General features: G+C 65.6%; 14 protein-coding genes. 6 read left to right on the top strand and 8 right to left on the bottom strand.

Annotated features, from left to right (window positions below):
* The gene (ccoO, locus tag ACG97_RS04605) at window positions 1–615 is read right to left on the bottom strand and encodes a cytochrome-c oxidase, cbb3-type subunit II (RefSeq protein WP_047966161.1); all 615 of its coding nucleotides are present in this window, start codon (window positions 613–615) and stop codon (window positions 1–3) included.
* 18 nt (window positions 616–633) lie between these two features.
* Window positions 634–2,058, bottom strand: coding sequence for a cytochrome-c oxidase, cbb3-type subunit I (gene ccoN / locus ACG97_RS04600; protein WP_047966160.1), 1,425 nt, complete (start codon window positions 2,056–2,058; stop codon window positions 634–636).
* Window positions 2,059–2,500: 442 nt separating this feature from the next.
* On the opposite strand from ccoN, the gene ACG97_RS04595 reads away from it, so the two are divergent.
* The 3 genes from ACG97_RS04595 to ACG97_RS04585 all read left to right on the top strand — a co-directional run bounded on the left by ACG97_RS04595 (window position 2,501) and on the right by ACG97_RS04585 (window position 7,975).
* The gene (locus ACG97_RS04595) at window positions 2,501–4,288 is read left to right on the top strand and encodes a M61 family metallopeptidase (protein ID WP_047966159.1); all 1,788 of its coding nucleotides are present in this window, start codon (window positions 2,501–2,503) and stop codon (window positions 4,286–4,288) included.
* A gap of 79 nt (window positions 4,289–4,367) precedes the next feature.
* Complete coding sequence (gene pepN, locus ACG97_RS04590) at window positions 4,368–7,001, top strand: aminopeptidase N (protein WP_047966158.1); 2,634 nt, start codon at window positions 4,368–4,370, stop codon at window positions 6,999–7,001.
* A gap of 83 nt (window positions 7,002–7,084) precedes the next feature.
* On the top strand, window positions 7,085–7,975 hold the full coding sequence (locus tag ACG97_RS04585) for a DMT family transporter (protein WP_053068065.1): 891 nt from the start codon (window positions 7,085–7,087) through the stop codon (window positions 7,973–7,975).
* 1 nt (window position 7,976) lies between these two features.
* Here ACG97_RS04585 and ACG97_RS04580 read toward each other — a convergent pair whose 3' ends face one another.
* A complete protein-coding gene (locus ACG97_RS04580; protein WP_238377257.1) occupies window positions 7,977–8,456 on the bottom strand; it encodes an Lrp/AsnC family transcriptional regulator in 480 nt (159 codons plus the stop codon).
* A gap of 135 nt (window positions 8,457–8,591) precedes the next feature.
* On the opposite strand from ACG97_RS04580, the gene phhA reads away from it, so the two are divergent.
* On the top strand, window positions 8,592–9,482 hold the full coding sequence (phhA, locus tag ACG97_RS04575; RefSeq protein WP_047966155.1) for a phenylalanine 4-monooxygenase: 891 nt from the start codon (window positions 8,592–8,594) through the stop codon (window positions 9,480–9,482).
* 226 nt (window positions 9,483–9,708) lie between these two features.
* On the opposite strand, the gene queE is transcribed toward phhA, so the two are convergent.
* Genes queE through queC form a run of 3 tightly spaced genes read right to left on the bottom strand, consistent with a single transcriptional unit; the run spans window position 9,709 to window position 12,059 of the window.
* Window positions 9,709–10,344, bottom strand: coding sequence for a 7-carboxy-7-deazaguanine synthase (gene queE, locus ACG97_RS04570; protein ID WP_047966154.1), 636 nt, complete (start codon window positions 10,342–10,344; stop codon window positions 9,709–9,711).
* Between the two features lie 10 nt (window positions 10,345–10,354).
* Window positions 10,355–11,365 (bottom strand): 6-carboxytetrahydropterin synthase, encoded by a 1,011-nt coding sequence (locus ACG97_RS04565; RefSeq protein ID WP_047966153.1) that lies wholly within the window; start codon window positions 11,363–11,365, stop codon window positions 10,355–10,357.
* 1 nt (window position 11,366) lies between these two features.
* Entirely contained in the window at window positions 11,367–12,059 is a 693-nt protein-coding gene (gene queC / locus ACG97_RS04560; protein WP_047966152.1) for a 7-cyano-7-deazaguanine synthase QueC, read from the bottom strand.
* Window positions 12,060–12,359: 300 nt separating this feature from the next.
* On the opposite strand from queC, the gene ACG97_RS04555 reads away from it, so the two are divergent.
* Together ACG97_RS04555 and ACG97_RS16870 are read left to right on the top strand one after the other, a co-directional pair.
* Window positions 12,360–14,006: an EAL domain-containing response regulator gene (locus ACG97_RS04555; protein ID WP_047966151.1), complete on the top strand. Its 1,647-nt coding sequence runs from the start codon at window positions 12,360–12,362 to the stop codon at window positions 14,004–14,006.
* Complete coding sequence (locus ACG97_RS16870; protein ID WP_053068064.1) at window positions 14,003–15,823, top strand: HAMP domain-containing sensor histidine kinase; 1,821 nt, start codon at window positions 14,003–14,005, stop codon at window positions 15,821–15,823. Before ACG97_RS04555 ends, ACG97_RS16870 begins: the two co-directional genes overlap by 4 nt.
* 69 nt (window positions 15,824–15,892) lie before the next feature.
* Here the strand turns inward: ACG97_RS16870 and ACG97_RS04545 are convergent, their stop codons facing one another.
* Window positions 15,893–16,462 carry a YceI family protein gene (locus tag ACG97_RS04545; protein WP_047966150.1) on the bottom strand — a complete coding sequence of 190 codons (570 nt, stop codon included), beginning with the start codon at window positions 16,460–16,462 and terminating at the stop codon, window positions 15,893–15,895.
* Window positions 16,463–16,482: 20 nt separating this feature from the next.
* On the bottom strand, window positions 16,483–17,025 hold the full coding sequence (locus tag ACG97_RS04540) for a YceI family protein (protein WP_047966149.1): 543 nt from the start codon (window positions 17,023–17,025) through the stop codon (window positions 16,483–16,485).
* Window positions 17,026–17,040: the final 15 nt, after the last annotated feature.

Here is a 17,040-nt window from a genome sequence, read left to right as displayed (position 1 = left end):
TTAGCGCGCGTTCTTCAGCGCAAGACCAAGGCCTTGCATGTAGGCGATGATCGCGTCCATTTCGGACTTGCCTTCGACCATGGCCTGGGCTTCGGCAATTTCCTTGTCGCTGTACGGTACACCCACCTTGCGCAGCGCGGTCATCTTGGCGGCGACACCCTCGGCGTCGGCCAGGTTGCGTGCCAGCCACGGGAATGCCGGCATGTTGGATTCCGGTACCACGTCACGCGGGTTGACCAGATGCACACGATGCCATTCGTCGGAGTAGCGGCCACCAACGCGAGCCAGATCCGGACCGGTACGCTTGGAGCCCCACTGGAACGGATGGTCGTACACCGATTCGCCGGCGACCGAGTAGTGGCCGTAGCGTTCGGTTTCGGCACGGAACGGACGCACCATCTGCGAGTGGCAGCCGTAGCAGCCTTCGCGGATGTACAGGTCACGGCCGGTCAGCTGCAGCGCGTTGTACGGCTTGACGCCGGCGATCGGCTGGGTGGTCGACTTCTGGAACATCAGCGGCACGATCTCGACCAGTGCGGCGATGCTGATCACCAGCAGGGTCAGCACGATCAGGTAGGCGACGTTTTCTTCAATCAGTTTCTGGATTTTTTCCATGATGGTTCTTTCTGTCCCTTAGTGCGCGTGAGCGACAACGGCCGGGATCTTGGCATCAACCGGACGACCAGCGGCAACGGTACGGAAGGTGTTGTACGCCATGATCAGCATGCCGGACAGGAACAGCAGGCCACCCAGCAGACGGACGAAGTGGTACGGATAGGTTGCTTTTACCGCTTCCACGAAGGCGTAGGTCAGGGTGCCGTCCGCGTTCAGCGCACGCCACATCAGGCCTTGCATCACACCGGAGATCCACAGTGCGGCGATGTACAGCACCACGCCGACGGTAGCCAGCCAGAAGTGGGCTTCGATCAGCTTGGTGCTGTGCATGCCGTCACGCCCGAACAGGCGCGGCAGCAGGTAGTACAGCGAGCCGATGGAGATGAAGGCAACCCAGCCCAGGGCACCGGAGTGCACGTGGCCAACGGTCCAGTCGGTGTAGTGCGACAGCGCGTTGACGGTCTTGATCGACATCATCGGGCCTTCGAAGGTGGACATGCCGTAGAACGACAGCGATACCACCAGGAACTTCAGTACCGGGTCGGTACGCAGTTTGTGCCACGCGCCGGACAGGGTCATGATGCCGTTGATCATGCCGCCCCAGCTTGGCGCGAACAGGATCAGCGAGAACGCCATACCCAGCGACTGGGTCCAGTCAGGCAGGGCGGTGTAGTGCAGGTGGTGAGGACCGGCCCACATGTAGGTGAAGATCAGTGCCCAGAAGTGCACTACCGACAGACGGTAGGAGTACACCGGACGGCCGGCCTGTTTCGGTACGAAGTAGTACATCATGCCGAGGAAGGCCGCGGTCAGGAAGAAGCCCACCGCGTTGTGGCCGTACCACCATTGCACCATGGCATCGACTGCGCCGGCGTAAACGGAGTAGGACTTCCACATCGATACTGGGATCGCCAGGCTGTTCACCACGTGCAGCAGCGCCACGGCCAGGATGAAGGCACCGTAGAACCAGTTGGCCACGTAGATGTGCTTGACCTTGCGCACGGCGATGGTGCCGAAGAACACGATGGCGTAGGTAACCCATACCACGGTGATCAGCAGGTCGATCGGCCACTCCAGCTCGGCGTATTCCTTGCCGGCGGTCAGGCCCAGCGGCAGGGTGATGGCGGCCAACACGATGACGGCCTGCCAGCCCCAGAAGGTGAAGGCAGCCAGTTTGTCCGACAGCAGACGGACGTTACAGGTGCGCTGTACCACGTAGTAGGACGTGGCGAACAGCGCGCAGCCGCCGAATGCAAAGATCACGGCGTTGGTGTGCAGCGGGCGCAGACGGCCGTAGTGGAACCAGGGCCCGAAATTGAGCTCCGGCCACACCAGCTGGGCCGCAATAATGACGCCAACCAGCATGCCGACAATGCCCCAGACTACGGTCATTATCGAGAACTGGCGCACCACCTTATAGTTATAAGTGGATTGCGTTTCCATTTAGGGTTTTCTCCAAGGTTGCGAACTAGAACGTAAAACCGTAGCGACTTGAAACCCCGGTGCGTAACCCCATATGAAAATGAAGTCGGGCAAGTCGCGGGGATGGCATAGGGCCGTGGATGGCATAAGACCGGGTGACCACATTGGTGGTGCACGGTATCGGTGTTATTCCAGTCGGTGTGAAAGCGCCCCGAATCCCCATTTATTCAATCAGGCATTCTAAATCAAATCGGGTGTCAGCGGCCAGACGACAGCGCCGGTGACCCCAGCTTTTTGCGCTGTCTGTCGCGGCGTGTCAGGCTGAAAAGCCCTTTTTGCCCACTGCGATTATATTGTCATTGCCTTTGCCCATTTTGATGAAGATCAAGCGGCCACCCTGCCTGCGCCAGACAGGACATGGTGCTAGAATCCCCCACTTTCCCTTCCAGTCTGGGGTTGTGTCATGAGCTTTGCCGTCCGCTATCGCCTCTGCCCGCTTGATCCGCAGGCGCACCTGTTTGAAGTCTCGCTGACCATTCGCCAGCCCGCCGCCGCAGGACAAGTGCTGCGGCTGCCGGCGTGGATTCCCGGCAGCTACATGATTCGCGAGTTCGCCCGCCACATCGTGGCCATCCGCGCCGAGAGCGGCGGCAAGGCGGTGGCACTGCAGAAACTGGACAAACACAGCTGGCAGGCGGCGCCGGTGACGGGCGCACTGACGCTGCACTACACCGTGTATGCCTTCGACCTGTCCGTGCGCGGCGCCTACCTGGACCAGCAGCGCGGCTTCTACAACGGTACCAGCGTGTTCCTGCAGGCCGACGGCTTCGAGCACGCGCCGTGCGAAGTGGAACTGCTGCCGCCGCCGGACAAGGCGCTGGCCAAGTGGCAGGTGGCGACCAGCCTGCCGGCGCTCGAGGTCAAGAAATCCGGTTTCGGCCGCTACCAGGCGGCCAGCTACGACGAACTGATCGACCATCCGGTGGAACTGGGCGAGTTCGAGCGCATCCGCTTCAAGGCCTGCGGCGTGCCGCACGAGTTCATCGTCTCCGGCCACTATCAGGCCGACCTGAAAAGGTTGGCCGCAGACACCAAGCGCATCTGCGAGTGGCAGATCCGCTTCTTTGGCGAGCCGGCGCCGTTCGAGCGTTACGTGTTCATGCTGTTTGTCGGCGGCGACATCTACGGCGGGCTGGAGCATCGCGCCTCCACCGCGCTGGTGGCCAGCCGCGACGACCTGCCGGCACCGGGCCTGGCTGACGGCGAGACCGGCGACGGCTACCTCAAGCTGCTGGGCCTGATCAGCCACGAGTACTTCCACAGCTGGAACGTGAAGCGGATGAAGCCGGCGGTGTTCACCCCCTACGACCTGAACCGCGAAGGCCACACCACGCTGCTGTGGGCGTTCGAGGGGATCACCTCCTACTACGACGATCTCGCGCTGCTGCGCTGCGGCCTGATCGACGAGAAGCGCTATCTCGGCCTGTTGGCCAAGACCATTACCGGCGTCGCGCGCGGCAATGGCCGCACCAGGCAGACGCTGGCCGACTCCAGCTTCGACGCGTGGACCAAGTACTACCGCCAGGACGAGAACAGCCCCAACAGCATCGTCAGCTACTACACCAAGGGTGCACTGGCGGCACTGGCGTTGGACCTGCACATCCGCCGCGAAAGTAGCGGCGCCAGGAGCCTGGACACGGTGATGCTGGCGCTATGGCATAAGTGGCTGGCCGATGGCCAGGGGCTGGCGGAAGGCGAGTGGGAACGCGTGGCCGAAGAGGTGACCGGCCTCAAGCTCGGCAAGTTCTTCGACATGGCGATCCGTTCCACCTCCGATTTGCCGCTGGCGGAACTCCTCGCCACGCAGGGGGTTCAGATGCAGATGGTACCGGCCGACGGCCCGGCCGACAGCGGCAGCGTGGTCGACGAATTCCGTGCCGCGCCATTGCGGCCAACCCTGGGCGTGAAGAGCGCGCCCGATGCCCTCGGCGTGCGCCTCGTCAGCGTGCTGGACGGCGGCGCGGCGCAGGCGGGCGGGCTGGCCGGCGGCGACGTGGTCATCGCCGTTAACGGGCTGAAGGTCAGTGATCTGGACAAGGCGATCAGCCGCTGCCGCATCGGCGACTCGGTGAAGATCCACGCCTTCCGCCGCGACGAACTGAACACTTACAAGGTAACGCTGGCCGCCACTGCCGCCGATACCTGCCGCCTGCGCCTGGAAGACAACGGCGCCGGCTGGCCGACGCATTAACCGGGGACGCTTACGCGTAGACAACAAGGAGGGCGGGCAGTGCGCTGACCCGCCCCGTACCCTACACAGGAAACATGGCATGAGCCAACAAGCCCAAATCAAGTACCGGCAAGACTATCAAGTGCCGTCCTATCTGGTGGACAAGGTCGACCTGACCTTCGACATCCTCGACGACAATCTGGTGCGCGTGCGTTCGCGCCTGATCATGCACCGCAATCCGGCGGCCACCGCGGCCAACGTGCTGCAGCTGGACGGCTCGGCCACGCTGCTGTCGCTGCAGCTGGACGGTGAAGTGCTGGCCGCCGACGCCTACAGCCTGCGCGATGACGGCCTCAGCATCGCCAACGTACCGGACAGCTTCATTCTGGATGTGGAAACCGAGATCGACCCGGTGGCCAACAGCAGCCTGATGGGGCTGTACGCCTCCGGCGGCAGCAACCTGTATACCCAGTGCGAGCCGGAAGGCTTCCGCAAGATCACCTTCTATCCCGACCGTCCGGACGTGATGGCCAAGTTCACCACCACCATCATCGCCGACAAGCAGAAGTACCCGGTACTGCTGTCCAACGGCAACAAGGTGGGCGAGGGCATGGCCGACAAGAAGCGGCACTGGGTGAAGTGGGTCGACCCGTACCGCAAGCCGTCCTACCTGTTCGCACTGGTGGCCGGCCGGCTGTCGGCGCTGAAGGACAGCTACATCACCGCCAGCGGCCGCCGCGTGGCGCTGGAAATCTGGACCGTGCCGGCCGACCAGGACAAGGTCGCGTTCGCGATGGGCGCGGTGAAGCGCTCGATGCAGTGGGATGAGCAGCGCTTCGGCCTGGAGTACGACCTCGACATCTACATGATCGTCGCCGTCGGCGACTTCAACATGGGCGCGATGGAGAACAAGGGCCTCAACATCTTCAATACCTCGGCGGTGCTGGCGCGGCAGGATACCGCCACCGACGCCGACTTCGAGCGCGTGGAGGCCATCATCGGCCACGAGTACTTCCACAACTGGACCGGCAACCGCGTCACCTGCCGCGACTGGTTCCAGCTGTCGCTGAAGGAAGGCCTGACCGTGTTCCGCGACCAGGAGTTCAGTTCCGACCTGCACAGCCGTGCGGTGCAGCGCATCCAGGACGTGAAAAACCTGCGCCAGCTGCAGTTCCCGGAAGACGCCGGCCCGACCGCGCACCCGATCCGCCCGGACAGCTACATCGAGATGAACAACTTCTACACCATGACGGTGTACGAAAAGGGCGCCGAAGTGGTGCGCATGTACCATACCCTGCTCGGCGAAGCCGGCTTCCAGAAGGGCATGGCGCTGTACTTCAAGCGCCACGACGGCCAGGCGGTGACCTGCGACGACTTCCGCGCCGCGATGGCCGACGCCAACGGGGTAGACCTCACGCAGTTCGCACTGTGGTACAGCCAGGCCGGCACCCCGCAGCTGACGGTGCGCGGCGACTACGATCCGGTTGCGCTCAGCTACACCCTGCATCTGGCGCAGCACTGCCCGGCGACGCCGGGGCAGGGCGACAAGCAGCCGTTCCACATTCCGCTGGCGCTGGGTCTGGTTGGCCGCGACGGCCAGGACCTGCCGCTGCAACTGGAGGGCGAGGCCGAGGCCGGCGCCACCACCCGCGTGCTGGACGTGCGTGCGTCCGAGCAAAGCTTCACCTTTGTCAACGTCAGCCAGCAGCCGGTACCGTCGCTGCTGCGCGGTTTCTCGGCGCCGGTGAAGCTGGTGTTCGACTGGCGCGACGACGAACTGGCCTTCCTGATGGCCAACGACAGCGACCCGTTCGCGCGCTGGGAGGCCGGCCAGGCCTACGCCGAGCGCCTGTTCAAGCAGCTGATCGCCGATCACGCCGCCGGCCGCCCGTTGCAGCTGGCCGAGGGCTTTGTCGAGGCGTTGCGCGCGGTGTTGCGCGACCACGAGGCCGATGCCGCGTTCAAGGCGCTGATGCTGACGCTGCCGTCGGAGGCCGAGATCCTGGAAATGGTCGACGCCGCCGATCCGGCGCGCATCCACGCGGTGCGCGAATTCGTGCTGGCGGCGCTGGCGCAGGCGCTGCGCGGTGAATGGCACGAGGCCTTCGACATCAACCAGTGTGCCGACTACCAGCCGGACGATGCCGGCCGCCGTGCGCTGAAGAACCTGGCGCTGGCGATGCTGACGCGGCTCAGCGACGCCTGGCCGGAGGAAGCGGCCGAGCAGCAGTGCATGAACGCCGACAACATGACCGACCAGATGGGCGCGCTGCTGGCGCTGCGCGACCGTGACGGCGATGTCCGCACCGACTGCTATCTCGCCTTTGCCGAGCGCTGGCAGAACAACGCGCTGGTGATGGACAAGTACTTCAGCCTGCTGGCCAGCAGCCAGCTGCCGTGCACGCTGGACCACGTCCGGAACGCGATGACGCACCCGGCGTTCACTCTCAAGAACCCGAACAAGGCGCGTGCGCTGCTGGGCAGCTTCGGCCGCAACATGCTGCATTTCCATGCCGCCGACGGTTCCGGCTACCGCTTCCTGGCCGAGCAGATCATGCTGCTGGATGACATCAACCCGCAGGTGGCCAGCCGGCTGGTGGCGGCCTTCAACCGTCGCCGCAAGCTGGAGCCGCAACGCCAGCAGCAGATGACCGCCGCCCTGCAGCAGATACTGGCCAAACCGGGGCTGTCGAACGATGTGTTCGAGATTGTGTCGAAAAACCTTTCGGCATAAAGCGTACCATGCTGTACTGACGCGGGCCGGATGCTTCCGGCCCGTTTTTGTTTCCTGTTTCCTTGCGGCCAACCTTATCCATCATGTCTGCTGTTTCTGACCGTACTACCAGTGTGTTGATGCTGCTGGCGCTGTGGTTCGCCTGGGGCGCCAACTGGGTGGTCACCAAGCTCGGGCTGGCCTACGCCAGCGCCTTCCAGCTCGGCCTCGGCCGTACCGTGCTCGCCATCGCCACGCTGGCCCTGATCATGCGCGCCACCGGCCGCCGCTTCACGCCGACGCCGATGCGGCCAACCTTCTGGCTGGGGCTGACGCAGACCGCCGGTTTCGTGGTGTTCACCAATCTGGCGCTGGTGGCCGGCGGTGCCGGCAAGGTGTCGGTGCTGTGCTACACCATGCCGTTCTGGACGCTGCTGCTGGCGCGGCTGTTCCTGCACGAAAAGCTGGCGCCGCTGCAGTGGCTGGGCGTGGCGCTGGCCCTGGTCGGGCTGCTGGCGATCCTCGAACCGTGGGATCTCGGCGGCAACTGGCTGTCGGACGCGCTGGCGATCACCGGCGGCCTGGTGTGGGCCAGCTCGGCGATCATTGCCAAGAAGCTGCGCGCTCAGCACCAGGTCGATACCCTGGCGCTGACCTTCTGGCAGATGGTGTGGGGCACGCTGGTGCTGGCGCTGCTGTTGCCGCTGTTCCCCGGGCGCGACATCCAGTGGGGCTGGCCGCTGCTGGGCGTGCTGCTGTTCTCCGGCGTGCTCGCCGGCGGCCTGGGCTGGCTGGTGTGGATGCTGCTGCTCTCAAGGCTGTCGGCCGGCATGGCCGGCATGAGCATCCTGGCGATACCGGCGGTGGCGGTGCTGATGGCGTGGCTGCTGCTGGCCGAGGTGCCCAGCCACGCCGAGGCGCTCGGCATGCTGCTGATCGCCGCCGCACTGATCCTGATCTCGCTGTACGCGCTACGGCGCGAGTGGCGGCGCTAGCCTAGCGCCGCTCCGGCAGTGGCAGGCGCGTGGTGTGCTTGATCGGCTCCAGCGCCACCGTCGATTTCACGCTGCGTACCAGCGGCAGCGTCATCAGCTTGTTCATCACGAAACGCGACAGCGACGGCAGGTCCGGCACCACGATGCGCAGCCAGTAGTCGGCCTCGCCGGCCACCGCGTAACACTCCAGCACTTCCGGCAGATCGGTGATGGCGGCGGCGAATTCGCGGATGGACGCCTCGCCGTGACGTTCTAGACTGACATTAGCGAAGGCCGTTACCGACAGGTCGAGCAGGTCGGGACGCAGCGCCAGATGGTAGCCCTGGATCACGCCGCACTCTTCCAGCCGCTGGATGCGGCGGCCGATCTGCGATGGCGACAGCGCGATGTCCTGCGCCAGCTTCTGGTGGGTGGCGCGCGCGTCTTTCTGCAGCGCCTCCAGAATCTGGTAATCGAAACGGTCGAAGTCGATATTGCGCATTTTGTGCATATTCCGGTTTTTGGTGCGGGAAGTATGCAAATAAACCGTGCCGATGGCAAATGTTGCGGCCAAGCCGCAGCGTAGCGCGCCTACACTGCTGGCTCTGGCCTTGCTGCCGCCTACACAAGAAGATCGATGATGGAGACAACCTCGTTTACCGTGCCGGACATCACCGTCCGCAAGAATGTCGGCCTCGACCACGCTGCCGACTTCACCCTGCCGCAACCGCTGGAGCGCTACAGCGCCGAAGACCACCAGACCTGGGCCACGCTGTACCGCCGCCAGTGCGAGATGCTGCCTGGCCGTGTCTGTGACGAATTCCTCGCCGGGCTGGAGGCGCTGGCCATCGATGCCGACCGGGTGCCGGACTTCGCGCGGCTGAACCTGAAACTGGCGGCCGCCACCGGCTGGCAGATCGTGGCGGTGCCGGGGCTGATTCCGGACGAGGTGTTCTTCGAGCATCTGGCCAACCGCCGCTTCCCGGTGACCTGGTGGCTGCGCGAGCCGCAGCAGCTGGACTACCTGCAGGAGCCGGACGTGTTCCACGACCTGTTCGGCCACGTGCCGCTGCTGATGAACCCGGTGTTTGCCGACTACCTGCAGGCCTACGGCCTCGGCGGCATGAAGGCGAAAGACCTCGGCGCGCTGCCGCTCTTGGCGCGGCTGTACTGGTACACGGTGGAGTTCGGCCTGATCGACACGCCGCAGGGGTTGCGCATCTACGGCGCCGGCATCGTGTCCAGCAAGTCGGAATCGGTGTACTGCCTGGACAGCGACAGCCCGAACCGCATCGGCTTCGATCTGCTGCGCATCATGAACACGCGCTACCGCATCGACACCTTCCAGAAGACCTACTTCGTCATCGACAGCTTCCAGCAGCTGTTCGACGCCACCGCGCCGGATTTCACCGCCTACTACCGGCAGCTGCACGGGGTGGCGGCGCACGCTGCCGGCGACGTGCTGCCGCAGGACCGCGTGTTCCAGCGCGGCTCGCGCGCCGGCTGGGCGGAAACCGACGATATCTGAGAACCGGTTCAAGGCCTCGCGAGCGAGAGCGAGACAAGGCAAAAATGCCTGAGGAAGCGGCGTTTAGCTGGATATAAACAAGCATGCCGAAGGCGTTTTTAACGCCGTATTGCCCCATTGCGATCCGTTGCAGCAGACATTGAACAGGTTCTGAGCAAGGTTGGCCGCAACGCGGCCGTAAAAAAGCCACGACCGCGGTCGTGGCTTTTTTCATGCGTCGCCGAGCTCAGCGGATGTTGATCACCTTGTGCGTCTGCACCGACAGCCGCCACGCCGGGTGCTCCATGCACCAGGCGATGGCTTCCTGCGTGTTCTGCCGCTGCAGCGGGCTATCCATCGGCTGCAGGTAGTAGTGCTCGAACTGCAGGTCGTCCGGCAGTTCCGACGGCAGCAGCGTCGGCTGCGGGAACACCAGTTTCAGCTCGTGGCCGCTTTTCTGCACCCAGTCGGCGCCGGCCTTGGGGCTGACGCAGATCCAGTCGATGCCGGCCGGTGCCGGCAGGCTGCCGTTGGTTTCCACGGCGACTTCGAAACCCTGCGCGTGCATGGCGTCGACCAGCGCGTCATCCAGCTGCAGCAGCGGCTCGCCGCCGGTGAACACCACATAGGGCTGGCCGCCGGTGCCGCGCCATTCGGCGGCGATGCGCGCGGCCAGCGCGGCGGCGCCGGCAAACTTGCCGCCGTCGTCACCGGTGCCGACAAAGTCGGTATCGCAGAACTGGCAGATCGCCTTGCTGCGGTCTTCCTCGCGGCCGGACCACAGGTTGCAGCCGGAGAAGCGGCAGAACACTGCGGCGCGGCCGGCCTGGCGGCCTTCGCCCTGCAGCGTGTAGAAGATTTCCTTGACGGTATAGATGGTCATTGTCGCCTCCTTACAGCAGCGGCCACTGCATGTCGCCGCGGAAGGTCAGCGACACGCCGCGTTGCGGGGTTTCCATCAGGTCGATGCGGGCCAGCTCCGGCACCAGCGGCTTCAGCTCGCCGTGCACCCACTCCGCCACGCTGGCGGCGTCGGCGGCACGGATGCCGGGCAGCTTGTCCAGCGGGTTGTGATCCAGCTGGCGGTAGACCGGCTTGAAGCGGTCCTTGACGTCGCCGAAATCCAGCACCCAGCCCATCACCCGGTCGACGCTGCCCTGCAGCAGCAGGCGGATCAGGTAGCTGTGGCCGGTATAGTTGCCGGCGGCGTCGAACGGCACCGCGCTCTCGAAGTGCTGTTCCTTCCAGATGCGGTAGGTCTGGCCGTCGAACTGGCTGCCGGCGGTGTGCGTCTCGCGCACTTCCACCCACGCGAGGCCGGCAAGGTTGGCCGCAAGTTCGCGATACAGCCATGCCGCCATCACCTCACTGGTCGGGTTGTCGAGGCCGGCGATGTCGTTCAGGTATTTGTGGTTCAGCCGCGCGAACAGCGGCGGCCACGCCTTGAGCAGGATGTCGTTGAGGCTGCTGCGGCTGGCATCGGCGACGATGCGCACGCCGAAACCGTGGCCGTGCAGGCGGCCGCACTTGTGGCCGGGCGCCACGTGCGGCAGCTGGTGCGCGGCCTCGAAGCGGGTATCGACATAGATGTACTCGCTGCCGTCTTCCGCCAGCAGCACGCCGCGATCGGCGGCGCTGGCCAGTTGCAGGCTGACCGCCTGGCCGCACTGCGACGCCAGGTAGCGCGCGATCGACAGGTCGCTGCCGTCGGCCAGCGTGGCGTTGACGTGGGCGTAGTGGAACGGCGCTACCGCGGCGGCCAGCTCGGCATGCAGGGCCGCCTCGCTACCGGGATGGGCGTCGGCGCGTGCCAGCACACGGAAGCTGTGGCCGTGCTCGCCGATGCCGGCGAGGTTGCGCGCGGCCTCGAAGCTGGCACCGGCCAGGATATGGCTGCTGTTCATGTCAGTGTCCCCCGCAGCGCACGACGAGCGGATCGGCGACACCAGCCTCCAGAAAGCCCTTGGCGCGCAGCTCGCAGGCGGCGCAGTGGCCGCAGGGCGGCACGGCGCCGTTGTAGCAGGTGTGGCTCCACGCCATCGCGTCCATGGCGCCGACCTCTTGCGCCAGCTGCACCGTTTCCGCCTTGCTCATGAACATCAGCGGCGTGTGCAGGGTGACACGGCTGTCCATGCCCAGGCGCAGCGCCAGCTCCAGCGCCTTCAGCGTGTTTTCGCGGCAGTCCGGATAGCCGGAGTAGTCGGTCTGCGCCACGCCGGTGACCACGTGCTCGATGCCGCGGCCATAGGCAAAGGCGGCGGCGAAGCTGAGGAAGATCAGGTTGCGGCCGGGCACGAAGGTGTTGGGGATAGTGCTGTCGCCATCGTCGCGCGCGCCTTGTTCCGGGGTGATGCCGGCGTCGGTCAGCGCGTTGCCGCCGATGGCGGCAAAGGTGTCGATCGGCAGCAGGGTCTGGCGCACGCCGGCCAGCTCGGCCACCTTGCGCGCGGCGTCCAGCTCGATGCGGTGGCGCTGGCCGTAGTCGAAGGTCACGGCCTCAACGTTGGCCGCACCGAATTCGCGCAGCGCCCAAAACAGGCAGGTGGTGGAGTCCTGGCCGCCCGAAAGGACGACTAGGGCTTTGGATGTCTTGTTCATGATTCCGTCGAGAAACAGTCGAGGTGAGTAGGATGGCACACACGGGATCGGTCTCTCCCAGCATGGTTAACCCGCCATTTTAACCCACTATAAGCCGTTTTTGCGCAGCATTTTGCGGCGGCACCGCATCGCCGCGCAGCGGCGGGCACTGGCGCGGCCAGTGCGCTGCATGCGGGTGACGGGGCTGTGGTACGGTGAGAAAGCCGGCGCACGGCCGGCTTGTTGCATATGATGAATTATTAGCAGGATGCATGGCCGCTGGCCTCACGGGCGGCTCCAGCCAGGAAAAGACGAGTGCCTATGTCGGATGTGTACACCATTCTGTGTGTCGAGGACGATGCCAACCTGCGGCAGCTGATCAGCGAGGAGCTGCTCAGCGCCGGCTACCGCGTGCTGGAAGCGGTGGACGGCCACGCCGCGCTGGCGCTGATGGCGCAGCAGCTGCCGGATCTGGTGCTGAGCGACGTGTCGATGCCGGGCATGGACGGCTTCGAGCTGGTGGAAACGATGGCGGCGCAGGGTGGCGAGCTGGCGCAGCTGCCGTTCATCCTGCTCACCGCGCTGGCGGACAGCCACAGCCAGGTGCGCGGCCGTCTGCTGGAGGTCGACGACTATCTGGTCAAGCCGGTCGACTTCGACCTGCTGCTGGCCGCCATCGCCGCCAAGGTCAAGCGCCGTCGCCGTGGCGACAGCCTGCCGCCGCCACCGGCGGTGCCGGGACGGGCGCTGCTGCTGGCGCAGGTGGCCGCGGCCCGCACGGCACAGGCGTCGCAGACGCTGCTGCTGGTCAAGGTCGATACCTATCTGGCGCTGACCATGCGCCTGGCGCCCGCCGAACAGCCGCTGCTGCAACACACTATGCTGGCCTGTCTCGCGCCGCTGGCCGGCAGCGGGCAGGTGTTTACCTGGTCCGACGGCTGCTGGGCGCTGCTGCTGGCTGAGGATGCCGCGGCGCAGGCGGCGGCGGTGCTGGCGCAAAGGATGACGCTCGAGGTCGGCGGTGTCAGCGTCGCCTATACCTGCAGCGCGCTATGCATCCATCTGGACTGGCAGGCGCCGGCGCTGCGCCACTTCGAGGCCGCCACGCTGGTGGAATCCTGCGCGCTGCATCTCAATTTCGAGAGCGCCGGCAATCCGCGCCGCTTCATCGAGCTGGGCCGCGGCGACTACCAGGCGCTGCAGGCGGCGCGCCACGCCGAACGCTACCTGGGGCAGGCGCTGAAATCCGGCGAACTGACCCTGCTGTTCCAGCCACGCGTCGACCTGCTCAGCGGCCGCATCGTCGGTGCCGAGGCGCTGGTACGTTGGCCGCATGCCGATATCGGCGCGCTGTCGCCGGGGGCCTTCGTGCCGGCGGCGGAGCGCAGCGGGCTGGCCACCGACCTCGACCACTGGGTGATCGCGCAGACGCTGGAAGCGGTCACCGAGCTGGTCAGCCTGCGCCCGGGCTTCATCCTGTCGTTCAACATCTCGGCGCAAAGCCTCGGCCGCGGGGTACCGGCCTTTCTCAACGCCCAGCTGCAGGCGGGGCGGCTGGCGCTGGCGGCCAACCTTGAAATCGAGGTTACCGAGACTTCGATGACCTACCTCACCGCCGCCATCGAGGCCGACATCGCCGCGTTGCGCGCACTGGGGCTGAAGCTGGCGGTCGACGATTTCGGCATGGGCTACGCGTCGCTGGACTACCTGAAGCGGCTGCACGCCGAGGTGATCAAGATCGACCGCAGCTTCGTGATGGACATCAGCCGCCGCAGCATCGACGCGCGCATCATCGAAGGGCTGATCAGCCTCGGCCGCGCCATGGGCTGCGTGGTGGTGGCCGAAGGGGTGGAGAGCGCGGCGCAGGCGGCGCTGCTGGCGGAGCTGGGCTGCCGCTTTGCGCAGGGCTATCACTTTTACCGGCCGATGCCGCTGGCCGAACTGCTGTCGTTACTGGGGACGCCATGAGTACCGAATTGCCGCCATCACTGACCGCGGCCATGCCGCTGCTGGAACGCCTGCATCTGGCGGTCTGGTTTTTCGACATGCGCCGGCAGAGCATCGTGTGGGCCAACCGCCAGGCGCTGCAGCTGTGGGACGCGGCGGATCTGGCATCGCTGCAGGAGCGCGACTTTTCCATCAGCAGCGAGGCGCTGCGCACCCGCCTTGCCGTGTACCAGGCCGCCTTTGCCGAGCAGCGCGCGGTGGAGGAAAACTGGACGCTGTACCCGCACGGCCTGCCGCTGCAGGTGCGCTGCCACTGCGCCCGCTTCGATAACGACTGGCCCGACCTGATGAAGGTGGAGGCGGTGCCGGTGTCGGTCGACGCCGATACCGTGCGCAGCGTGGAGATGCTGCGCCACGTGCGCGAGATGGTGTCGCTGTACGACGACAACGGCATGGTGCTGCAGCGCAACCCGGCCGCCGCGCTGGCGCTGCCGCCGTCGGAGGGCGATGCGCTGCTGGCCTCGCTGCCGGACCCCAAGCTGCTGGCCGAGCTGCGGCTGGCGGCGATGGAGAGCCGCGGCGTGCGCCGGGTGGTGGACGTGCGGCTGGCCGATGGCAGCATGGTGCGCCATCAGGTGCAGCTGTTCCGCATCCGCGATCCTGCCACCGGCGAGAGCGCGATGCTGATCAGCCAGCACGATGTCAGCGACCGCGAAAAGCTGCTGCAGCTGCAGCGCGAACGCAGCGAGGAACTGCAGGGCATTCTCGATGCGCTGCCGCTGCCGATGGTGATTTCCGAGCTGGCGTCGGAGCGCATCCGCTACGCCAACCGGCTGGCGATCGAGCGCTACGGCATGTGGCTGGGCAGCAGCAGCGAGTTCACGCCGACCTCGGCCGCGCTGTACGAGCATGCGGCGGAGCGCAAGCGTTTCCTGGAAATCCTGCAGCAGGAAGGGCAGGTGATCGACTTTCACGCGGTGCTGCGCGACCGCGAGCAGCGTCCGTTCGACGCCAGCCTCACCGGCTGCCTGATCGACTACCGCGGCATCCCCTGCGTGCTGGCCAGCATCCTCGATATCAGCCACATCCTGCAGCGCGAGCACGCGCTGGAAGCCACGCTGCAGCACGAGCGCGAGCTGGCCGAGATGCAGCGCCGTTTCGTCAGCATGGTGTCGCACGAGTACCGCACCCCGCTGGCGGTGATCGACGGCATCGCGCAGCGCCTGCAGCGCCAGCCGGAGCTGTTCCACGGCGAGCAGCTGCAAAGCCGCGCCCAGCGCCTGCGCGACATGGTCAAGCACATGGTCAGCCTCGCCGACAGCGTGCTGACGCTGACGCGGCTGGAAGAAGGGCAGCTGGTGGTGCAGCAGGGGCCGGTGCGGCTGGTGCCGCTGCTGGCCGAGCTGGTGGAGCAGAGCCAGGACATCCATCCCGATTGCCAGATCGAGGTGTCGTTTGCCGCCGATGACGTGCTGATCGTCGATGGCGACGCCGAGCTGCTGCGCGTGGTGTTCGGCAACCTGATCTCCAACGCCATCAAGTATTCGCCGCGCTGGCAGCGGCTGGCGCTGCGCTGCACGGTCGCCGGGCGCGAGGTGCACGTCACGGTGCAGGACTGGGGGGTGGGCATCCCGGCGGACGAGCAGGACAAGCTGTTCACCCGCTTTTTCCGCGCCAGTACCGCGCTGGGCATTCCCGGTAGCGGCATGGGGCTGGCGCTGGTGCGGGAGCTGGTACAGCGCCACGGCGGCAGCATCGCGGTGGACAGCAGCGAGGACGAGGGCACGCGCTTTACCGTGCGCCTGCCGCTGTTGCCGGCGCTGGACGAGCGCCACTAGCGCAAGCTTGGCCGCAATAAAAAAGCCGCCAGCGAGCTGGCGGCTTCATCTTTTCCATCACCGGCAGGCTTATTCGGCCTTGCTGGCTTCCAGAACGATGCTCAGCTTCACTTCGTCGCTGACGGCCGGGATGAAGGTCTTCATGCCGAACTCGCTGCGCTTGATGGTGGCCACCGCGTTGGCGCCCCAGCTTTCCTTGCCGGTCATCGGGTGCTTGGCCTTGTTGACGTTGACCAGTTGCAGGGTGACCGGGCGGGTCACGCCCAGCAGCGTCAGCTTGCCTTCTACCGCTGCCGGCTTGTTGCCCTTGAACACGACCTTGTCCGACTTGTAGGTCAGTGTCGGGAATTTCTCGACATTGAAGAAATCGGCGCTCTTCAGGTGCTTGTCGCGATCGGCGAGGAAGGTTTGCAGCGAGGCGGCGTCGATGGTGATGTCGACGTTGCCGCTCTTGGCCGCTTCGTCCACGCTCAGGTTGCCGCTGATCTTGGTGAACACGCCGCTCTGGCTGGACAGGCCGAGGTGGCCGACTTCGTAGGCAGCGTAGGTGTGGCTCGGGTCGATGGTGTAGCTGGCCGGGGCCGCAAATGCCAGACCGGCAGACGCAATGAGGGTCGCAAACAGGGTGGTACGGATCATGGTTATCACTCCGGGGTGGATCAAGGGTTGGCTACTACAAGACGGAAACGCAGGTCGACATTGTCGGCAACGGTGCCGGTGTCGCTCCAGCTGCCTTCACCGATCTTGAAGGCGAGCCGGGAAATCGGCAGGGTGCCGTCGATGCTGACGGCCTTGCCCTGGCTGGTGGCGGTGAACGGTGCGCTCAGCTCGCGGGTGATGCCTTTCAGCGTCAGCTTGCCGCTGACCTGGTAACGGTTGCCGCCCAGCGGCTTGATGCTGCTGGACACGAAACGGGCCTGGGCGAACTGGGCGGTGTTGAACCAGTCCTTCTTGCGGGCTTCGGCGTTGGCGTCGGCGGTGGGCAGGCTGATGCTGTTCACGTCGATGGTGATGTCGGCGCTGCCCTTGTCGGCCTTGGCCGGGTCGAAGCTGACCTTGGCGGCGAATTTCTTGAAGCTGCCGGATACCGGCACCCCCATCTGTTTCATGGTGAACACGAGCTGGCTTTTGCCAAGGTCGACATTCTGGGCAAACACCGGGCTGGCCAGCAGCAGGCCGGCGGAGATCAACAGGGCTTTCATCGGGGCTTTCGTCCT

Origin of the sequence: Vogesella sp. EB, assembly GCF_001037925.1 — a bacterium.
In the GTDB taxonomy this organism is placed as follows: domain Bacteria; phylum Pseudomonadota; class Gammaproteobacteria; order Burkholderiales; family Chromobacteriaceae; genus Vogesella; species Vogesella indigofera.
This window is presented reverse-complemented; position numbering and strand designations above follow the sequence as displayed.